Origin of the sequence: Algoriphagus aquatilis (assembly GCF_042657405.1) — a bacterium.
Taxonomy (GTDB): Bacteria; Bacteroidota; Bacteroidia; order Cytophagales; family Cyclobacteriaceae; genus Algoriphagus; species Algoriphagus aquatilis.
The window spans coordinates 349,987-369,006 of the sequence record NZ_JBHSKS010000003.1 but is presented as its reverse complement, the minus strand read 5'-3'; the positions used below and the strand labels follow the sequence as shown (position 1 = coordinate 369,006).

The following is a 19,020-nucleotide window of genomic DNA, read 5'->3' as shown; positions in this document are numbered from 1 at the left end:
GTCTCAAGTTACCGGATTAAGGTGAAAACTCCTCGCGTTGAAATCTGTTCAACCTTTCCTTCAATGGAATATTCGTAGGTCAACTGGTAAGTATAGGCACCAATGACGGCATCCTTTCCCTTGATTGAACCATCCCAACCCTGATTTCCCAAATAAACCACCTGGCCCCAGCTATCCCAAATCTGTAAGGAGTAAGAAATCGAACAATTGGAAACAGGTGCAAAAAGTCCATCTGCAGGAATAAAACCGGTGGGTACTCTTACCAATGGAGGTACTTCAGAAATTCTTCCCGTTGCCACCACCTCACACCCATTGGCATCTGTTACTGTGGCGGTATAAAACCCTGAAGGTAATCCGCTGATTGAGGGCCCTGAAAAAGGTAAAGTTTTGGTGGTAGAATTTGATAGAGGATCAATCTGGGCTCCATGTGACCACGAGATCTGGTAGGGAGTTTTTCCTCCTGAAATTGACATATTCAACCCACCGGAAGCCCCTCCCGGGCAACCCGGAGCCACCTCTGTAAAGGAAATCGAAAGAGGCTTATTCTCTGGAATGCTGGCTGAAATAGGTAGTGAACATCCTTTTGAATCTAGAACATAGAGAGAGAAATTTCCGGATGCGAGGTTTCTGACCTCCAAAAATTCGCCATTCCAAGCTGAAGAAATTCCTTCGACCGAATACGGAGGGGTGCCCCCTTTTACTTTAGCCCTGAATCCTCCATCTGAGACACCAGCACAGGTAGTGGGGATCAATTCCAATCCACCAACCAGTCCCACAGGCTCGGGATTGGAAATCGTAACTTCCTTTTTCAAACTTCCACAGCCACTTTTATCTGCTATTGTTACGACATAAGTTCCTGCTTTCAGTCCGGTGGCAAGCGGAGAATTCACCTTTGAATCATGACTCCATGAAAAAGTATACGCTCCAGTTCCTCCTGTGATTGTTAATTCTATTGCTCCATTTGATTCCCCAGGGCAATCGGGTGTAGTCAAAATCAATTTTTCAATCTCAATCGGCGCCAACTTAGCCAATTTCAAAATCTTTGACTCCTTGGAACATGAGTTCGTCGCTGAAGGATCTGTAACGGCGTAAGAGATTTCTTTTTCTGCAGCATTCGCATCCCAGTTTACTTTTACCTCTGAGGAAGACCCACCGGAGACAATCTGACCTCCTTTGACCAACCAGAGGTAAGTTGCAGAAGCTGAAGGTTGAGGAACTTTGTAGGGAATGGGCTCCAAAAAATCTCCACAACTAGTTGAAATTCCTTCAGGAGCTTCAAGAAGCTCGCCTTTCCCTATGACCACGTTTAATTCGATCGGATCACCCAGACAGGCCGGATGTAAATACGGTTGAGCCTTTATGATTCCTTCTGTCGCAGTTGAGTTCCATTTGATCGTAATGGTTTTTTCAGTTTTAGAGAGGATTACACCACCTGTCACTGTACCCCATTCCGCTTTGACTGCAGAGTTTTGACTTTCAATTGTATAAGTTACTTCTTGATCCGGACAGGTTTCCACCGAGCCCTTAATGGTGGCTATAGCCTTTTCGATGACCTCAATCTCAAATTCGTATTCGGCAGAAATATCACAGGAACCTTGACCTGAACTGGCAAGAACTAACACCTTGTATTTTCCCGGATTGGAAAATGTATGGGAAACAACCTTTCCGTCTGCTATGGGAGAACCGTCTCTGAAATCCCATTTAAAGAATGTAAAACGATCGTCTTTGGTAAGAATCTCCCAAGTGCCTTCCTTCCCTTCACATGCGATCAAGTCCCCTTTTATCGAAAACTCATATTGGACTTGGTTGGAATTGGTAGTATTTCCACTCAAATTAAATCCTGCCGAATAGCCATAAGAAGAGCGCTGACCTGCGCCATAAACATAAACTATGGCTCCTTCTGGGCTTGTAAACGTGTTTTTGCCATCGGGAAGAGTCGCTTGAGCATAAGAAAACTCAGGCTTACCGGGCACCGGACTAAACTGTCCCGTAATTGCCACACCATTAAGCCTGATTTGTGACAGGGAAGCTGTTGGGGCTATGATGTTGGCGTTATTGAAAAATTCATTGACAGAATAAAACTCAATGTCTTTAACAGTTTGGTCGTTACTCTGGTAGGTGAGTAAAAAAGGATCGCCGATATTATTGGGTGTAGTATTGCAATCTTGGCTCTTTGCAAGTAAAGTAACTGCAGATGGTTTGGATGTTTCAATGACAGCAACTTCAGAAACCACAAACTCAAGCGTCAAAAACTCCCCTGTATTCAGCGTGCCTTCTAGTTGTCCATCTACTGTCACTTGAGTGCCATTTTCAGAAGCTAAAACCTTTACCAATTCTCCCGAGGTTCTATTTTTCAAGGGAACGTGGATGTAGGATTTACCCCAGAATTCTACCGGAATAGCTTGCTGAAATAAGTGGTCACCTGTTTTTCCGCAATTTCCTGCACTGGTCATCTTATTACCGCCAAATACCGCTACTTTTTTACAATTGCCCTGATTGGCATTCAGGACTTTCACATGGGTGCCAGTCAAGTCCCCATTTGCTTTGACTTGATAGGTCTGGCCTTGATTAAGCGTAATTAAAAAAGGCACACCTGCAGGATTTCCTTTAAAGGTTGATTGGGTGGGCGTGATCTGAATCTGAGTATTATCCTCAGTAGCTATTACCAGCATGGTGCTCTCCGAATTGTCAGGACCGGCAGCCAGTGGGCTAAAATGAGCGGTCACAAAATATTCATCCCCGAGTGCATTAAGAGGCAAAACCAAGGTCGCATCCGAACTATTTTGTCTGAAATTATAAGCGTAGACCGAAACATTGCCGCTGGAAGAAATCGATATTGACTTGGATTCCACCACTTCAGAATCCCGATGAATGACATCCTGGGACGTCGAAACAAATTCTTGAACAATAGATTGCCCCTTGGTAAGAGTAAATAGAATAGTTTGTCCCTGGTAAGAGATTGCACCGGACGCGGCTTCATTGGCCGTGATGACGATCACCGCTTTATCAGGCTGATTAGCTTTACGGTTATTTTCCATAAAGCCAACAATAAATTCTTTTCCAATGGTGCTTTGAGCTGATAACGAATGGCTCAATAAAAATAAAACGCACACAAAAAACAGGGTGAATCTTTTGTGTTGTTTCATTTTAATGCTTCGGGTCTCGCAAAGTAGTTAGGTTTTAGTTTTTTATCTGATTAGGGCAAAAGAACCTTTTAAATTTTGTCGGATGGATTTCCCTTCCAACTGGTAATAGTAATTCACTGAATAGGAGTAGGTTCCCGGCGGGGCGAAGTCTCCAGAAATCATGCCATCCCAACCTTCAGAACCAAAATAAATCAATTGGCCCCAACGATTATAGATGGATAACTCAAATCGGGTGTCACAGTTTGAAACACCTGCATAAAATCCGGTAAGTTGGGTGGGTGCAAAACCATTCGGCATTCGAATTTGGGGAGCTTCCTCGTTCACAATCCCTTTACCGAGCGACACACAGCCCTGATTGTCTTCCACCTCCAACTCATATTCACCTTTGGCCAAGCCTACCACGTACTGCCCACTCAATGTCGGATTGCTCCAGCGGTAGATAAAAGGACCAGAACCTCCTCCAGGAGTGACAAAAAGTTCTCCATTGCTACCTCCGGGACAGGCAGGCTTTTCCAATCTCACATCTACCACCAAGGCTGGAGGGGAAGTAATTTGAAAAGTAACCGGAATCACGCAACCATTTGAATCAATGACTTTCCAATCGTATTGGCCTGCTCCTAGATTTGATAGTTCGATCTGAGAAGAAAATTGATTTTGCCCAGGAGTGTTGACAGAATATGGAGGTACTCCACCTTGGACCTGAATTGAAATGAGCCCATCTTTTTTCCCATAACAAGAAGTGCCTTGAGGGACAGCTTTTGCCAATACTAAAGGCAAGGGTTCCGTGACTTGAATCGCATTAATAGACTTTTCACACCCCAACTTATCGGTGATTTTCACACTATAAACACCAGCAGGCAACTTTTCTGCAAATGGCTGATTGAGCTTGGAATCATGTGACCAAGAATAAGTATAAGGTGGTTCGCCTCCCGTCACTTTCAATCGAATTGCGCCTGTAGATTCTCCCGAACAAAGTATGGTAGTGAGTGTCTCAATCTCCGGTGTAAATTCTTTGGACACTTTCACCGAGATAGCAGGAGCTGTGCCTTCACAAGAATTATCCACTAGACTAAAAGCTGTGTACACTACAGTTCCTACTACATCAGGCTGATCCCAGCGGACTTCAATTTTAGATTGGTTTTGGCCATTCACAATAACCCCTCCAGTTACTGTCCAGGCATAGCCTCGTCCCTGACCCGGATTTGGTGCTGAGTAAGTAAAAGTAACAGACGGATCAAAACAAACCTCATTAGGTCCCACTGCCTCGGTAACTATAATCCGTTGATTGATAACGACCGGATATTCAATCGGAGCCCCAGGGCAACCCGAAGGGGTATAGGGAATCAATCGAACCAATGCATTTGAGTTTGCAGGCCCCCACTTCACAAGAACAGAATCTCCAAAGGATTGCATAATCTCCCCTCCCACCACTTCAAACTTGGTCTCTCCTATATTCTCTTTGTTTTTGATTCGGTACATCACTTCCTCCACATCGGGACACACGGACTGTTCGCCAATAAATACCGCTTTGGTCTCCAACACCTGGACTTCAAATGAAATCTCCTCTTGGTTGTCACAAGAATTGGGACTCAATGAAGCTACGACTCTTACCTCATAAGACCCTGGGGCAGTAAACTTATGGGTTACCTCCTTCCCCACTTTGGTAGTTGAACCATCCCCAAAATCCCAGACAAAATAGGTGAAGTTCGGATTATCCGGATTGATACTCCAGTCCGCATCCTGATTAAGACAAGCCACCTTTTCGCCCGTGACCTCAAATTCATACTTCGTATCCGTTTGAAAATTCAGGTTGTTCAAAGCGGCACCGGCAGCATAGCCATAAGATTCAATTTCCCCAAATCCATACACGTAGGCCGCAAATCCTGAAGGATTGGATAGCTGATGAACCCCCTGAAAAATGGGTATCTGAGCAATCTGAAAATTGGGATCACCGGGCAGCGGAGAAAAATTGGATCCGATGTTTTGACCATCCAGTCGGGTTTGATTTTGATCTCCAGTCTTCACTACAATATTCACGTAATGGTTGACGATAGAAGGCAAATTGATCGCATTAAAAGTTAGCTGGGTCAGAAACTGCTCTACAGGACTGTATGAGATCATAAATGGATCTCCAAAATCCGAGTTGGGAGCATTAGGCTGATTGCAGGAAACACTCTTTGCAAAAACAGTGACGGAAGATGGCTTGGAAGTTTCAATTTTGGCAGATTCATCCACTCCAAATTCCAGCGGAATCCACTGTCCACGGTTGATGGTACCTTTTAAAGCCCCATTCACCCGTACTTCAGTCCCATCTTCAGAAGCTAAAACCTTTACCAGTTCTCCGGAGCTTCTGCCTGCGAGCGCGGTGTGAATAAATGAGGTGCCCCAGGTATTGATGGGATAGGTCTGCTGAAAAAGGTGATCATTGGCATTGCCACAGGATCCCACAGAAGTCCATTTGTTTCCTCCAAAAACAGCTATTTTCTTGCATTCATCTGCATTGTCGCCTACCACCCGTACTCGGGAACCGGTCAGGTCACCACGGGATTTGATCTGATAGCTTTGACCTTGATTTAGAGTAATTTCATAAGGAACACCTTTGGTATTTCCTGAAATAGAATTTTCCGTCAGAGTGATCTCAACCCGAGTATTATTCTCCGAACCTACCACCAACAGGGTGCTTTCGTTATTGACGTTAAGGTTAGATTGGGGATTTATTTCAAAATGAGAAGTAATGTAATGATCTTTTCCCAAGGCTCCGATGGGAAGAACGACTGTTCCGTCCGCACTTCGATACCGTTCATTGAATGCATGCACCGCTATTTTACCGGACGAAGTGATATGAATTCCTTTATTTTCAATTATTCCTGAGCTCCTATGGAGCATGTCAATATCCAGCGAAGAAACTCGCAACGTGTACTGCTGACCTTGACCAAGTGTAAATGCGGTGGAATTTCCTGCGTATTCGATGGCTCCGGTGGTATTTTCATTGGCTGTGATTAAAATAATCCAATAATCCAACGCACCGGCATTGTTAGGACCGCTGGGAAGTATTCGGTTGTTTTCCATAAAACCTACCCAAAACTCCTTCCCAATCGTGGACATTTGCGCAAAAGATACCAAGGGACTGGTCATCAAGACAGTCAGAAAAATAAGGCCCCTAAGAAATCTTTTGAGGAAATGTTCGCGCATTTGATACCAATCAACCTGTCAATATAAAAAACACTTCAAACTTATCTGTTGAAAATTCTTTAAGGGTTAAATTAAGCTAGGCCAAAGCTTGATTTTACCAAGCCGAAAAAATATTATTCTCTATCTTTGCGCCTCTCAAAAACAGAAAATATCCATGATTTCAGTAGATAATTTATCACTCAAGTTTGGCAAAAGGACACTATTCGAAGAGGTCAACCTCAAGTTCACACCCGGCAACTGTTACGGGGTGATCGGAGCCAACGGAGCTGGAAAATCCACTTTTTTGAAAATCCTATCCGGGGAAATTGAATCTACTTCAGGAGCGATCAATATCACTCCAGGTCAGCGAATGGCCGTATTGAAGCAAAATCACTTTGAATTCGACGAGGTAGAAGTACTCAAAACCGTCTTGATGGGGCATAAGAAGCTGTATGCCATCATGAGTGAAAAAGATGCCATCTACCTGAAGGAAGATTTTACAGAGGCAGACGGAATTCGTGCTTCTGAGCTGGAAGCGGAATTTGCGGAAATGGACGGCTGGAATGCCGAATCCGATGCAGCGGCGCTACTTTCAGGTTTGGGTATTTCAGAAGATATCCACTACAGCCAAATGAAAGACTTGGCCGGTAACCAAAAAGTACGGGTCCTTTTGGCGCAGGCTCTTTTTGGTAATCCGGATATCCTGATTCTTGACGAACCTACCAACGACCTCGATGCAGAAACCATCGTATGGTTGGAAGACTTCTTGATTGATTTCAAGAACCTCGTGATTGTGGTATCTCACGACCGTCACTTCCTGGATACTGTTTCTACGCACATCGTGGATATTGACTTTGGAAAAATCAAAATCTACTCCGGTAATTACACCTTCTGGTACGAATCTTCTCAGCTTGCCCTCAAGCAGCGTTCCGATCAAAACAAGAAGGCTGATGAAAAGCGAAAAGAACTTCAGGACTTCATTGCCAGATTCTCTGCCAACGTAGCCAAATCCCGTCAGGCTACCGCACGAAAGAAAATGCTCGAAAAACTCAATGTGGACGAAATCGAGCCTTCCAGCAGAAAATATCCGGGCATCATTTTCAAGCCTGAGCGTGAGGCAGGTGATCAGATCTTTATGACTGAAAACCTCGAACTGAAAGCGGATGGAGTGACCTATTTCACCGATGTAAACCTAATGGTGGACAAGGGAGATAAAATTGCTTTTATCTCCAAGACCAAGCAGGCTGTCAATAAATTCTTCCAAACCATCACCGAAGAAATCAAACCTACCAAAGGAAACCTGAAGTGGGGAGTAACGATCAACAAGGCCTATTTGCCAAATGATAACTCTACCTATTTCCAAACTGATTTGAATCTGATCGACTGGCTGAGACAATACTCCACTAATCAGGAAGAGGCCTATGTAAGAACCTTCCTGGGCCGAATGTTATTTACCGGTGAGGAAACCCTGAAGAAATGTACCGTACTTTCCGGAGGAGAGAAGGTTCGCTGCATGATCTCCAAAATGATGCTTCAAAACCCAAACCTCTTGGTCATGGACGAACCGACCAACCACCTGGATTTGGAGTCCATTACAGCCTTCAACAACGCCATCATCGAATTCAACGGGACGGTATTGATGTCATCCTATGACCACACCTTTGTACAGTCCTCTTGTAATCGCATCGTGGAATTCACTCCAAACGGGACCATTGACCGAAGAATGCCTTACGATGACTACTTGGCAAGTGCCGAAATCAAGGCGCTTCGTGAAAAAATGTACGGTAAAAGCTAAGCACTAAGGCCTTGCTGCTCACTGCGATCATCATTTATCTAGCATTGACTGTAGCTGTAGGAGCTTGGTCTTCCAAATTGGTCAAGAATTCCAACGACTTTGTATTGGCAGGGCGATCCCTGCCTCTTTTTCTTTCTGCTTCTGCCCTTTTTGCCACTTGGTTTGGTTCGGAGACGATCTTCGGAGCTTCCTCTGTTTATTTGGAGGAAGGGCTATTGGGAGTGATCGAAGATCCTTTTGGAGGAGCGCTATGTTTAGTTCTGTTTGGCATGTTTTACCTGCGTCCCATGTACCGGATGAATGTGCTCACAATCGGTGACGTTTTCAAAAAAATTTTCGGAAAGCGGATCGAGTTTTTCGCTTCGGTATTTATGATACCTGCCTACTTTGGCTATGTAGCGGCTCAATTGATAGCTTTGAGCTTGGTATTAGGAGCAGTGACTGACCTCAGTTTGACCCAAGGTGTTTTGATTTCTGCTGGAATTGTAGTGTTCTACACCTTTTTGGGAGGAATGTGGGCGATATCCATCACTGATTTTATTCAAACCACCATGATTGTGGTGGGATTACTTTGGGTGGCAATGATGGTAGCCAGTGAAGCCGGAGGAGTTGGAGAGATATTCGCACAGGCACCTCCTGAGAGTTTTCAATTTTTTCCTGAAGCTACCCTTTCAGGCTGGACCAAATACCTCGGAGCTTGGATTATCTTGGGATTGGGAAGTATTCCCTCGCAGGACATATACCAGCGCGTGATGTCTTCCAAATCAGAGAAAGTAGCGGTTCGTTCAACCTATTTGGCGGGAGCTTTTTACCTCAGTTTTGGATTACTTCCCCTGTTTATTGCCTTGGGAGCCAAAGTCCTATATCCTGAACTATACCTCGAAAACAAACAAATGCTGTTGCCCTCCATGGTACTGAAGCACGGAGGAATGCCCGTACAGATCGTATTTTTTGGTGCATTGATTTCAGCAATCATGAGTACGACAAGTTCGGGCTTGCTGGCTCCTGCTGCAATTATCTCCGAAAACCTAATCCGCCCTTATTTTGGTAAAAAACTAAAGGAAAGCCATTTTCTGTGGATTCTCCGATTCAACGTAGTGGCTGTTGCCTTGATTGCTATTTTAATGGCGTCCTGGAAATCCAACATCTACGAATTGGTAGCCGGTGCTTCCATCCTGATGCTGGTCTCCTTATTTGTCCCGCTTACTGCAGGACTTTATTGGAACAAAGCATCCAAAATGGGTGCCTTGATGTCTATGGTATTCGGAATGATCGTATACCTCGCCTCAGAAAATTACCTTCAAACCGACGAATCACACCTCATTGGCCTCTTAGGCAGTGGGCTATCTATGATGATAGGAAGCTTGCTTTTCCCTGACCAAACCAACACCTCTTATGAACTATCCTAAGCTGATCTTACAAAAAGGAAAAGAAGTCTCTTTGCTGAGAAGACACCATTGGGTTTTCTCGGGAGCGATCGCCAAGACAGATTCCGGAGTGGAAAATGGGGACTTGGTTGCGGTGTATTCTTCAAAAAATGAGTTTCTCGGAATCGGCCATTTTTCTCAAGGATCGATTATGGTCAGGATCATTTCCTTCGAAGAAAGAACCATCGATCAACACTTTTGGAAAGAAAAAATAGCTTCAGCCTTTGCAGTAAGAAACGCATTAGGACTAACTGATAATCAAGACACTAATGTCTATCGCTTGATTCATGGGGAAGGTGACGGTCTACCTGGATTGATCATCGATTATTACAACGGGACAGCCGTCATACAAGCCCATCATGTGGGAATGCACCGTCACACTCAGGAGGTTGCGGAAGCATTGAAAAGCGTCTATGGAAAGAGCCTTAAAGGAGTCTACGACAAAAGTGCTGAAACTCTTCCCAAAAATTTGGGTATCGAGTCCAACGAGTGGATTTGGGGGAAAGCGGAAACTGACTTGGTCAAGGAGTACGGCGCAACATACCGAATCGATTGGGAAAAGGGCCAAAAGACCGGCTTTTTCATCGATCAGAGAGAAAATAGAAAGTTGGTGTCCACCTATTCCAAAGGGAAAAAAGTACTGAACACGTTCTGCTATTCAGGCGGTTTTTCTGTTTTGGCACTTCAAGAAGGTGCTTCAGAAGTTCATTCAGTGGACATTTCTGCCAAAGCCATTGAGCTGACTGAGGAAAATGTACGTCTGAATGCCGGATTCTCCGGAAAGCACGAGTCCATTGTAGCAGACGTGGTCAAATACATCCGGGAGATCGGAGACGATTTCGATTTGATCATTTTGGACCCGCCCGCTTTTGCCAAAAACATCAAGGCTCGACATAATGCGGTCCAAGCCTACAAGCGACTGAATGCCGAAGCGCTTCGCAAAATCAAGCCTGGCGGAATTCTTTTCACTTTCTCCTGTAGTCAGGTGGTATACAAAAGTCTTTTCTCGCACACCATCACTGCGGCTGCTATGGAGAGTAAGCGAAAAGTCAGAATCCTTCACCAACTTTCTCAACCTGCAGACCACCCGATTAATATTTTCCATCCGGAAACTGAGTACCTGAAAGGTCTTGTCCTGTTTGTTGAATAAGTTTCAAACAATTTGATCACTTCTCTTATTTCTTTTGTACTAATTTCACCTCAATAAATACGCAACTTATGTATACAGGACTTCAGCACGCACATTCAGGATTAGCCTATTTGGCCCTCATTGGTTTGGTCATTGTAATCTTTTGGGCCTTGGTCGGCTCACTTTCCGGAAGAGAATTTCAGGAACGTGACCGCAAGATCGCTATGATCACTTTCATCATTTGCCATATCCAACTCCTTTTGGGTCTGATCCTTTATTTTGTGAGTCCGCTTGGATTGGCTCTATTGACAGGTGGCGGTGCGATGTCAGACGCAGCTGCAAGACTTACGGCTTTGGAACACCCATTAAGCAATATCGTGGCCATTGCCATCATCTCCATTGGGTATATCCGCGCTAAAAAAATAGAAGCTTCCCGTGCTAAATTCAGAAGCATCTACATGCTATATGCAGTAGGTTTTGTACTAATCATTAGCCGAATCCCTTGGTCTGCATGGTTGGGATAACCCACTCATGACTACTCATCACAATCCGGCCCGAAAGCCGGATTTTTTTATTTAAATCGATCTTGACTTATCCCAAGAAGCCATTGAGCTATGCTAAAAATGCGTTTAAAAAAACTTTCTGCAACTTTGTTTCAAAACCTTTGGTTTAATTCCTGTTCTCCTCCTACTTTTGCAACAATGATTCAAAAAGGGATATTCACGCTAAGTCTATTCGTATTCGCCTTAACGCATGTTTCGGCTCAGAAATGCGATTTGGTACTAAGAGGAAAGATCCTTCATCAGGAAAATGATCAACCCATTGAGGCAGCCTATGTTTGGATTTTGGAGACCAGAACCGGAGGCACCACAGATCAAAACGGAAACTTTGTAGTTCGAGAACTTTGTCCGGGAACTTACACAGTTACCGTCCAATATTTGGGTCATAAAGAAATTAGACAAACCATCAACCTAAGCGGAAGTACCACCAACCAGACATTCAAAATGCAGGAAGAATCGGTAGCTCTTTCAGGCGTGGAAGTCCATGGTCATCGGGAGGCAGTACAGACGACCACTGCTGTGAGTTCGCTTTATGGGGAGGCACTGCTTCAATCTCGAGGTGAAAACCTAGGAGAAAGTCTGAAAAGGGTAGCTGGTGTGACGACATTTTCTACAGGAAATACCATCTCAAAACCTGTGATTCATGGATTGCATAGCAATAGAATCATGATTCTAAATAATGGGATCCGTCTGGAAGGTCAACAATGGGGAGCCGAACACGCTCCTGAGATCGATCCTTTTCTAGCAGATGAAATTACCGTAATAAAAGGTGCCGAAACAGTAAGATTCGGTCCTGAAGCCATGGGAGGTGTAATTCTGGTCAATCCTCCCACGCTACCGACTAGTAAAAAACATCTAACTGAAATCAATCTGCTTGGAGCATCAAACAGCAGAATGGGAAACCTGGCTGCTTCGCATACAGGAGGTTCTGAAAAAATCCAAGGACTAGGCTATAGAGTACAAGGTTCAGTAAAAAAAGCAGGGAATGTGAGAACTCCCGGCTATTTCCAAGCCAATACCGGCATGGCAGAGTACAACTTTTCCGGTTCGGTAGGCTACAGCTCCAAAAAACTTGGAATAGAAGGCTATTACAGCTTTTTTAATACTGAAATTGGGATTTTGAGGGATTCCCATACCGGCAATTTATCCGATCTGATTGAGATCATCGAAAATGGTGAACCCTTTCTTAAACCCAACTTTACTTATCAAATTAACAATCCAAAGCAGGTGGTATCTCACCATTTGGCCAAAGTAAAAACACATTACCATCTTAATCCTGAACTCAAACTCAACTTCCAATATGGGTTTCAACTGAACCAAAGACAGGAATTTGATCGAAGAAGAGGTGATTTGAATGCGCGTCCTAGCCTAGATTTAGAACTTTTTACCAATACCATAGATCTATTTCTTGATCACAGCAAAAACTCAAATTGGAGTGGATCTTTTGGAATCAATCTAATCCAACAAGCCAACAGTAATGTACCCGGTACAGGAGTGACACCCTTGATTCCAAATTATGACATGAGCAATGGCGGGATCTATTTGATGGAAAAATACCTAAAAGGGCCTTTGGAACTAGAAGGCGGCATAAGATATGATTACAGAACTGTAAGTGCGGCAAGGTTTGTAGGAAATGACCTGCAAGAAGCTGATTTGAAATACCAAAACTTCTCCGCTTTTATGGGTGGATTATATCAGTTGAGTCCCCATTTCGCATTTACAACCAATTTGGGAACAGCTTGGAGACCACCCAATGTCAATGAACTGTTCAGTCAAGGACTTCATCACGGGGCTGCTGCTGTAGAAATAGGCGATCCAAATCTGAATTCAGAAAAATCCATCAAATGGGTGAATGGACTCGAATATGAAGGGAAACGAGGAACTGCCGAACTCACAGCCTACGTCAACCAAATCAATGAATACATTTATCTAAATCCTACCGGTGGCACCTTTGTCAGTCTGAGAGGCACCTTCAATGTCTATGAATATCTGCAGGCCAATGCATTGTTTTACGGCGTGGATCTTTCAGGAACTTACCAGTTCTCTGATCGTCTCAATGGATACCTGAAAGGTTCCGTTATCAGAGCAAAGAATACCGAGACTCAAACCTATTTTCCATTTATCCCTTCTGACAGGATGGACTGGGGATTGGCCTATTCTTTTGGAAAGGAAGCCAACCGAATTACCCTCAGTAACCTCGTGGTAGCAAGACAAACCCGAGAGCCCGAATTTGATCTTTCGCCTGCTCCTCCGGCGTACACATTAATCAATCTGGGCTATAACAGAAAAATAAAACTATCTGATAATCAGTTAAATGTAGGTTTACAGATTAATAACCTACTCAATAAGGAATATCGAGAATACATGAATCGGTTCAGGTACTTTACGGCCGATATGGGACGCAACATTTTACTTAAACTCAATTACCAATTCTAACTATCAATTATTATGAAAAACCTACAAAAACTACCCCTCTACCTGTTTGCTGCCCTTACCATGGGATTTGCATCTTGCGAAAGCGAAGATCCGGAGAAAGAAAACGAAGGTGAAGTAATCACAGATGTAACCTTGAAATTTCAGGAAGTAGATGCTTCAAATAATCCTATAGGTTCAGCTGTATCTTTCAAGGCAAGCGATCCCCAAGGTATAGAAGTAGGCAAAACACCTACCATTCAAACGATCAACCTTACCAAAGGCAAAAAGTATCTCATGACAATTGAAGTGCGAAATGCCATTGAAAATGAAGATATCACCAAGGAAATTCTTGAAGAAGCAGCAGAGCATCAGTTTTACTTCTTGGGATCAGCGTTCACCAGCAACATTTTGACGATCGCCTATGCCGACGCAGGAGGAATCGCTTTAGGTCTAAGAAATTTGGTCACAGTATCTTCTTCTCCTGGAACCAACAATACCTCAATGAGAGTGGTATTAAGACATGATTTAAACAAAAGCTTCGCAGGAGCAAACAATCCAAACTTTGAAAACTTTGTTCAAGCTGGTGGAGAAACAGATTTAGACATCACCTTCCCAATTGTTTTGAATTAATTCCAAAAATAGAAAAGGGCGGATTTGATCGAAATCCGCCCTTTTTTTATGTACCTATACGATTAACCACTACCCCTAAAAATCAAAAAAGGCCGGAATATAACTCCGACCTTTTCCTGCTCTCAAACCTATTAAACCTATTGTAGATATTCAATTCATGAATACACTCGAAAAGTAGAGAATGTTTTTTTTCTGTCCAAACAATCGATTGCGAAAAATTTTCAAAATTTTATTCGGCAGGACCCAAACCCATTTAATTATCAGAAAATCAAGACTTTTAATTCAAATATTTTTTATCATGACCTTCAAATAATCCTTTTTTACCTTTATTGCCAAATTTCCTATGCCTACTAGAGCTCATCCCCTCGCCTCCAAAATATTTGAAGGATTTCTTACCTACATCGAGACCTTCAATACCTATACGCGTCTGGCGCCGCTTTACTTTGCTCAGCGAAACTGGCAAGCCACTCAACTCAATCATCGGCAGCGACTTAGGCTGTATAAAGATCTCTTGTTTCAGCTTTCCTCGGTTTTCCAAGAAATCCTTGGCGAAGACAACACCAATCGACAAATCTGGCAACTGATAAGAAGTGAATACCAGAAAATGATCAGCAAACGTCCTGATGTGGAGCTTGCAGAGACTTTTTTCAATTCCGTATTCAGAAAAACCTTCCCAAACAATGCCCTCGATGAAGAACTCATGTATGTCATGGAAGGGTACAATACCTGCGAAATCCGAGAAAATTCCGACCTACTCCTCACTTATCCTGCTTCCATGGGATTGGAGCAAATCATTCGTCAGATTCTTGAGGATTTTGATTTTGGAGTTCCGTTCATGAATAAGGAGCAGGATGTTGAATTTTTGATTAGAGGAGTCAAAGATGTGATTCTGACTAGATATCAAGTAGAAGTCGGTACCAAAACCCAATTACTCAAGCCTGTTTTCTATCGAAATAAAGCAGCCTACCTAATCGGGAGAACTTATGTGGGCAAAAAATGGATGCCCTTTATCATCCCGGTTTTGAATGGTCCGAAAGGGATTTATGTGGACACGCTGATTTTTGATCCCAACATCATGAGTCATCTTTTTAGCTTCACCAGATCCTACTTTATGGTGGAGGCGGAGGTGCCTTCTCAGATCGTCGGGTTCTTAAGTTCCGTGATTCCCCACAAAAAAATCCATGAACTCTACAATGCCATCGGATTCAACAAACATGGGAAAACGATCTTTTACCGTGATTTTTTGCACCATTTGGAGCGAAGCACCGATCAGTTTGTAGTCGCCCCCGGGATCAAAGGAATGGTGATGACAGTGTTTACTTTGCCTTCTCTCAACATTGTCTTTAAACTGATCAAGGACCATTTTGAACCGCCAAAAAATATGACCCGACAGGAGGTGAGAGAAAAATACAAGCTTGTCTCCTTGCACGATCGGGTGGGCAGGATGGCTGATACACATGAATTTGAACACTTCCGAATTCCCATGGATAGAGTCAGTCCGGAGTTGATCAAAGAGTTGAGAAATACAGCCAATTCCCTTTTACGAATTGAAAACAATACCCTGATCATCAAGCATCTTTATACCGAGCGGAAGATGGTTCCCTTGAATATATTCCTAGAAAGCTGCTCTGTCAAAGAAGGCCAAAAAGCAGTAGAGGACTATGGTCGGGCCATTTTACAATTAGCCCAAGCCAACATTTTCCCCGGCGACATGATGACCAAAAACTTTGGACTGACTCGTCAGAAACGGGTCATTTTCTACGACTACGATGAGATTGAGTTTTTGGAGGATATGAATTTCAGAGAAAAGCCAAGGCCGGAGACTTACGAACAGATTTATGCTTCCGAGCCTTGGTACGAGATCAAAAAGAATGATGTATTTCCGGAGGATTTCAAACGGTGGATGATCGGAAGAGCGGATTTAAAACCCCATTTTCTAGCTTATCATAGAGATTTATTTGATCCGGCATTTTGGCAAGGGATACAGCAAAGAATACAAAACGGAGAATTAATTCATGCCATTCCCTATCCTGAGGAGATTAGATTCCGTCCCGGAGAGCCCGATTAAGTGAGTTTAATTTCATTCTTCCTTTGTTAAAACTTATTTTTGGCGACTCGGGTTAATCCTACCACCTACTCCAACATGGTTATAGAAACTTCAGTAGCACCTTCTACCCGAACCCAAACCAAAAAAATCATCCTTCATACCGAAGAGGACGATAGCAGACCGGTTTACCTTTCGGGCAATTTCAACAATTGGGCAACTCAGGATTTTCGATTTAAAATGCAGAAAATCAAAGAGGGAGTCTATGAATTTGCTTTTCCGAATACTGCTGAATTTGAAGGCGAACTTATCTATAAATTTACCAAAGGGGACTGGTCAGAAGTGGAAATTGACCATCACGGAAACCGGACTCCCAACAGGCATTGGAAGGATGACAGGTCAACCAAAGTGGAAAAAGTAGCCAAATGGCGAAAAAACTGGCTGCCCTATCGTCCATCTCAATTGCCCCAAATCCATTTGATTTCGGAGGAATTTGAAATTCCTCAACTTAACAAAACCAGGAAGATCTGGGCCCTGCTCCCACACGATTACGACACGAGCATAGATCATTATCCCGTCCTATACCTACAGGATGCACAAAATCTTTTCAATGAAAATGCCGAGTTTGGCAATTGGCAGATCGACAAAAAACTCGCGGTGATGTCTGATTACGGCATTGGAAAAGTGATCATCATTGCCGTGGAGCATGGGGAAAAAGAGCGTCTTCTGGAATACAACGTAGGTAAAACGGTACTTGGAAAAGGCCAAGGCAAAGAATACATCCGCTTTATCACAGATACCCTCAAGCCTTTTGTAGACAGAACCTACCGCACCAAACCCGAGAGGGAGTTTACAGGAATCGGTGGCAGCTCGATGGGCGGACTGGTGAGTATCTTTTCCGGCTTGATGTATCCGGAGGTATTTGGCAAGCTGATGATCTTTTCGCCTTCCCTTTGGGTGATTCCTAAGATTAAACTTGGATTCTTGGACATCTTCGAACCCATGGATACGCGCATTTACCTCTATGCAGGTGGTGAAGAAAGCGAGACTATGGTCGAGCATGTGACCAAATTCAGAAAGCGCCTTCTCAAGCGTGAAAGCCTTCAGGGAAAAATGAAAGTCAGACTTTCCATCAACGAACACGGCAAGCACAACGAATCTTATTGGAGCGATGAGTTTCCAAAAGCCATCGAATGGCTTTTCTTTAGTGATAAACCGGAGTAATCTCCCAACTACCCTACCATGCAGTTCAAACTTAATCCCAAAAACCCTTCTTCCTCAGGACTAAGGGTTATTCCTGTTTTTGAAAATCAGGTGCTCGATACTCTTGCGGCTAAAAACATCAAAATTTCAGTTCCCGCCTCACTTTTCTCAGGAAAAAAAGACAGTCAATACAGTTTTGATAGTCATGGACAAGTGATCCTTCTTTTGGGTTTGGGAGAAAATCCCGATTACAAAACCATTGAAAACAGTTTCCGGCGCGTGCTTTCCAAACATGCTTCCTTGGTCGAAAAAGAAGTGGTTTTGGATCTTCCAGGCAACATGGAATCTAGTCAAGTGGAAGCTGCCTTGGTGGGTTTTCAGCTGGGCGCTTATTCCATAGGTTTTTATAAAAAAGAGAAACCAAAAGAATACAGCAAGCTCAAAGTGGAGGTGCTCAACGAGCTGAAAAAGTCCAAAGACTTGGCAGAAAGAGCCGAAAAAATCGCCTCTGCAAAAATGGAAGCTTTTAAGCTCGTAGACCTTCCTCCCAATAAGATCACTCCTGAACACTTGGGCGACTGGGCAAAGAACCTTGGCAAAAAGCTAGACCTGAATGTTAAAGTTTGGGATTCCAAAAAAGCCAAATCCGAGAAACTTGAAGCCTTTTTGGCAGTAGGCAGAGGCTCTGCCAAAGATCCACGATTCATCATCCTCGAATACCGTCATCCTAAAGCTTCCAAGCATGTGGGTTTGGTGGGTAAAGGAGTCACCTTTGATACCGGAGGACTCAATGTCAAAACCCAAGGCATGCACCACATGAAATCAGACATGGGCGGTGCGGCGGCTGTTTTGGCTACTACCCAATTGGTGGCAGACCTTGGATTGCCTATCAACCTGACGACCATAGTACCTGCAGTGGAAAATGCCATTGATAAGGATGCCTATTTGCCGTCTGAGGTCATCGGAAGCCATGCAGGATTGAGCATTGAGGTAATCGATACGGATGCCGAAGGCCGCCTGATCTTGGCGGATGGGCTTTCGTATTTGATCAAAAACTATTCTCCGGACCAAGTCATCGATTTGGCCACACTCACGGGAAGCGCCATTGGCACCTTTGGTTATGAATGCGCGGCCCTTTTCACCAACGATGGCAGTATCTCCCACGGACTGCAAGCTGCAGGAGAAGAAATCGGCGAAAAATCCTGGCCACTTCCGATTTGGGACAGCTACGCAAAAGAGATGGATTCCGAAATCGCAGATATCAAAAACTACCATGGTAAACCTTTTGCAGGTGCCATTACCGCCGCAAAATTCCTGCAGGCATTTACTCATGAGCATCCTGCCTGGGCACATTTGGATATCGCCGGTGTTGCATTTTCAGATACAGAATTTGCCAAAACCAAAACTGGGACAGCCTATGGCGTAAGCCTACTACTCCGCTACTTTGAAAGCATCCTTTAAAAATTATCCGGCAGTCTTCTGATTTGCCGGATTTTTTTT

11 protein-coding genes are annotated in these 19,020 nt (G+C 43.7%); 9 read left to right on the top strand and 2 right to left on the bottom strand.

What is annotated here, in order from left to right; genetic code table 11:
- Positions 1-8 precede the first annotated feature (8 nt).
- Positions 9-3,038, bottom strand: coding sequence for a PKD domain-containing protein (locus ACFPIK_RS05960; RefSeq protein ID WP_377913218.1), 3,030 nt, complete (start codon positions 3,036-3,038; stop codon positions 9-11).
- 150 nt (positions 3,039-3,188) lie between these two features.
- On the bottom strand, positions 3,189-6,251 hold the full coding sequence (locus ACFPIK_RS05955; RefSeq protein ID WP_377913216.1) for a PKD domain-containing protein: 3,063 nt from the start codon (positions 6,249-6,251) through the stop codon (positions 3,189-3,191).
- A gap of 241 nt (positions 6,252-6,492) precedes the next feature.
- Here ACFPIK_RS05955 and ACFPIK_RS05950 point away from each other — a divergent pair, with 241 nt between their 5' ends.
- The 9 genes from ACFPIK_RS05950 (at position 6,493) to ACFPIK_RS05910 (ending at position 18,981) form a co-directional block, all read left to right on the top strand.
- Positions 6,493-8,112: an ABC-F family ATP-binding cassette domain-containing protein gene (locus ACFPIK_RS05950; RefSeq protein WP_377913214.1), complete on the top strand. Its 1,620-nt coding sequence runs from the start codon at positions 6,493-6,495 to the stop codon at positions 8,110-8,112.
- Positions 8,113-8,123: 11 nt separating this feature from the next.
- On the top strand, positions 8,124-9,521 hold the full coding sequence (locus ACFPIK_RS05945; RefSeq protein WP_377913212.1) for a high affinity choline transporter 1: 1,398 nt from the start codon (positions 8,124-8,126) through the stop codon (positions 9,519-9,521).
- Positions 9,508-10,689, top strand: coding sequence for a class I SAM-dependent rRNA methyltransferase (locus ACFPIK_RS05940; RefSeq protein ID WP_377913210.1), 1,182 nt, complete (start codon positions 9,508-9,510; stop codon positions 10,687-10,689). Before ACFPIK_RS05945 ends, ACFPIK_RS05940 begins: the two co-directional genes overlap by 14 nt.
- A gap of 68 nt (positions 10,690-10,757) precedes the next feature.
- Entirely contained in the window at positions 10,758-11,192 is a 435-nt protein-coding gene (locus ACFPIK_RS05935; protein WP_377913208.1) for a hypothetical protein, read from the top strand.
- 99 nt (positions 11,193-11,291) lie between these two features.
- Positions 11,292-13,664, top strand: coding sequence for a TonB-dependent receptor (locus ACFPIK_RS05930; protein WP_377913206.1), 2,373 nt, complete (start codon positions 11,292-11,294; stop codon positions 13,662-13,664).
- Between the two features lie 12 nt (positions 13,665-13,676).
- Positions 13,677-14,273 carry a hypothetical protein gene (locus tag ACFPIK_RS05925; protein WP_377913204.1) on the top strand — a complete coding sequence of 199 codons (597 nt, stop codon included), beginning with the start codon at positions 13,677-13,679 and terminating at the stop codon, positions 14,271-14,273.
- A gap of 343 nt (positions 14,274-14,616) precedes the next feature.
- Positions 14,617-16,341 carry a bifunctional isocitrate dehydrogenase kinase/phosphatase gene (gene aceK / locus ACFPIK_RS05920; protein ID WP_377913203.1) on the top strand — a complete coding sequence of 575 codons (1,725 nt, stop codon included), beginning with the start codon at positions 14,617-14,619 and terminating at the stop codon, positions 16,339-16,341.
- A gap of 75 nt (positions 16,342-16,416) precedes the next feature.
- A complete protein-coding gene (locus ACFPIK_RS05915) occupies positions 16,417-17,541 on the top strand; it encodes an alpha/beta hydrolase (RefSeq protein ID WP_377913201.1) in 1,125 nt (374 codons plus the stop codon).
- A gap of 18 nt (positions 17,542-17,559) precedes the next feature.
- Positions 17,560-18,981, top strand: coding sequence for a leucyl aminopeptidase family protein (locus ACFPIK_RS05910; protein WP_377913199.1), 1,422 nt, complete (start codon positions 17,560-17,562; stop codon positions 18,979-18,981).
- Positions 18,982-19,020: the final 39 nt, after the last annotated feature.

Bases quoted from the DNA above. Each gene is read 5' to 3' on its own strand.
- ACFPIK_RS05955 (WP_377913216.1), bottom strand. From the start codon at position 6,251: ATGTCCACGATTGGGAAGGAGTTTTGGGTAGGTTTTATGGAAAACAAC.
- aceK (WP_377913203.1), top strand. From the start codon at position 14,617: ATGCCTACTAGAGCTCATCCCCTCGCCTCCAAAATATTTGAAGGATTT.
- ACFPIK_RS05935 (WP_377913208.1), top strand. From the start codon at position 10,758: ATGTATACAGGACTTCAGCACGCACATTCAGGATTAGCCTATTTGGCC.
- ACFPIK_RS05930 (WP_377913206.1), top strand. From the start codon at position 11,292: ATGCGTTTAAAAAAACTTTCTGCAACTTTGTTTCAAAACCTTTGGTTT.
- ACFPIK_RS05940 (WP_377913210.1), top strand. From the start codon at position 9,508: ATGAACTATCCTAAGCTGATCTTACAAAAAGGAAAAGAAGTCTCTTTG.
- ACFPIK_RS05915 (WP_377913201.1), top strand. From the start codon at position 16,417: ATGGTTATAGAAACTTCAGTAGCACCTTCTACCCGAACCCAAACCAAA.
- ACFPIK_RS05925 (WP_377913204.1), top strand. From the start codon at position 13,677: ATGAAAAACCTACAAAAACTACCCCTCTACCTGTTTGCTGCCCTTACC.
- ACFPIK_RS05960 (WP_377913218.1), bottom strand. From the start codon at position 3,038: ATGGAAAATAACCGTAAAGCTAATCAGCCTGATAAAGCGGTGATCGTC.
- ACFPIK_RS05910 (WP_377913199.1), top strand. From the start codon at position 17,560: ATGCAGTTCAAACTTAATCCCAAAAACCCTTCTTCCTCAGGACTAAGG.
- ACFPIK_RS05950 (WP_377913214.1), top strand. From the start codon at position 6,493: ATGATTTCAGTAGATAATTTATCACTCAAGTTTGGCAAAAGGACACTA.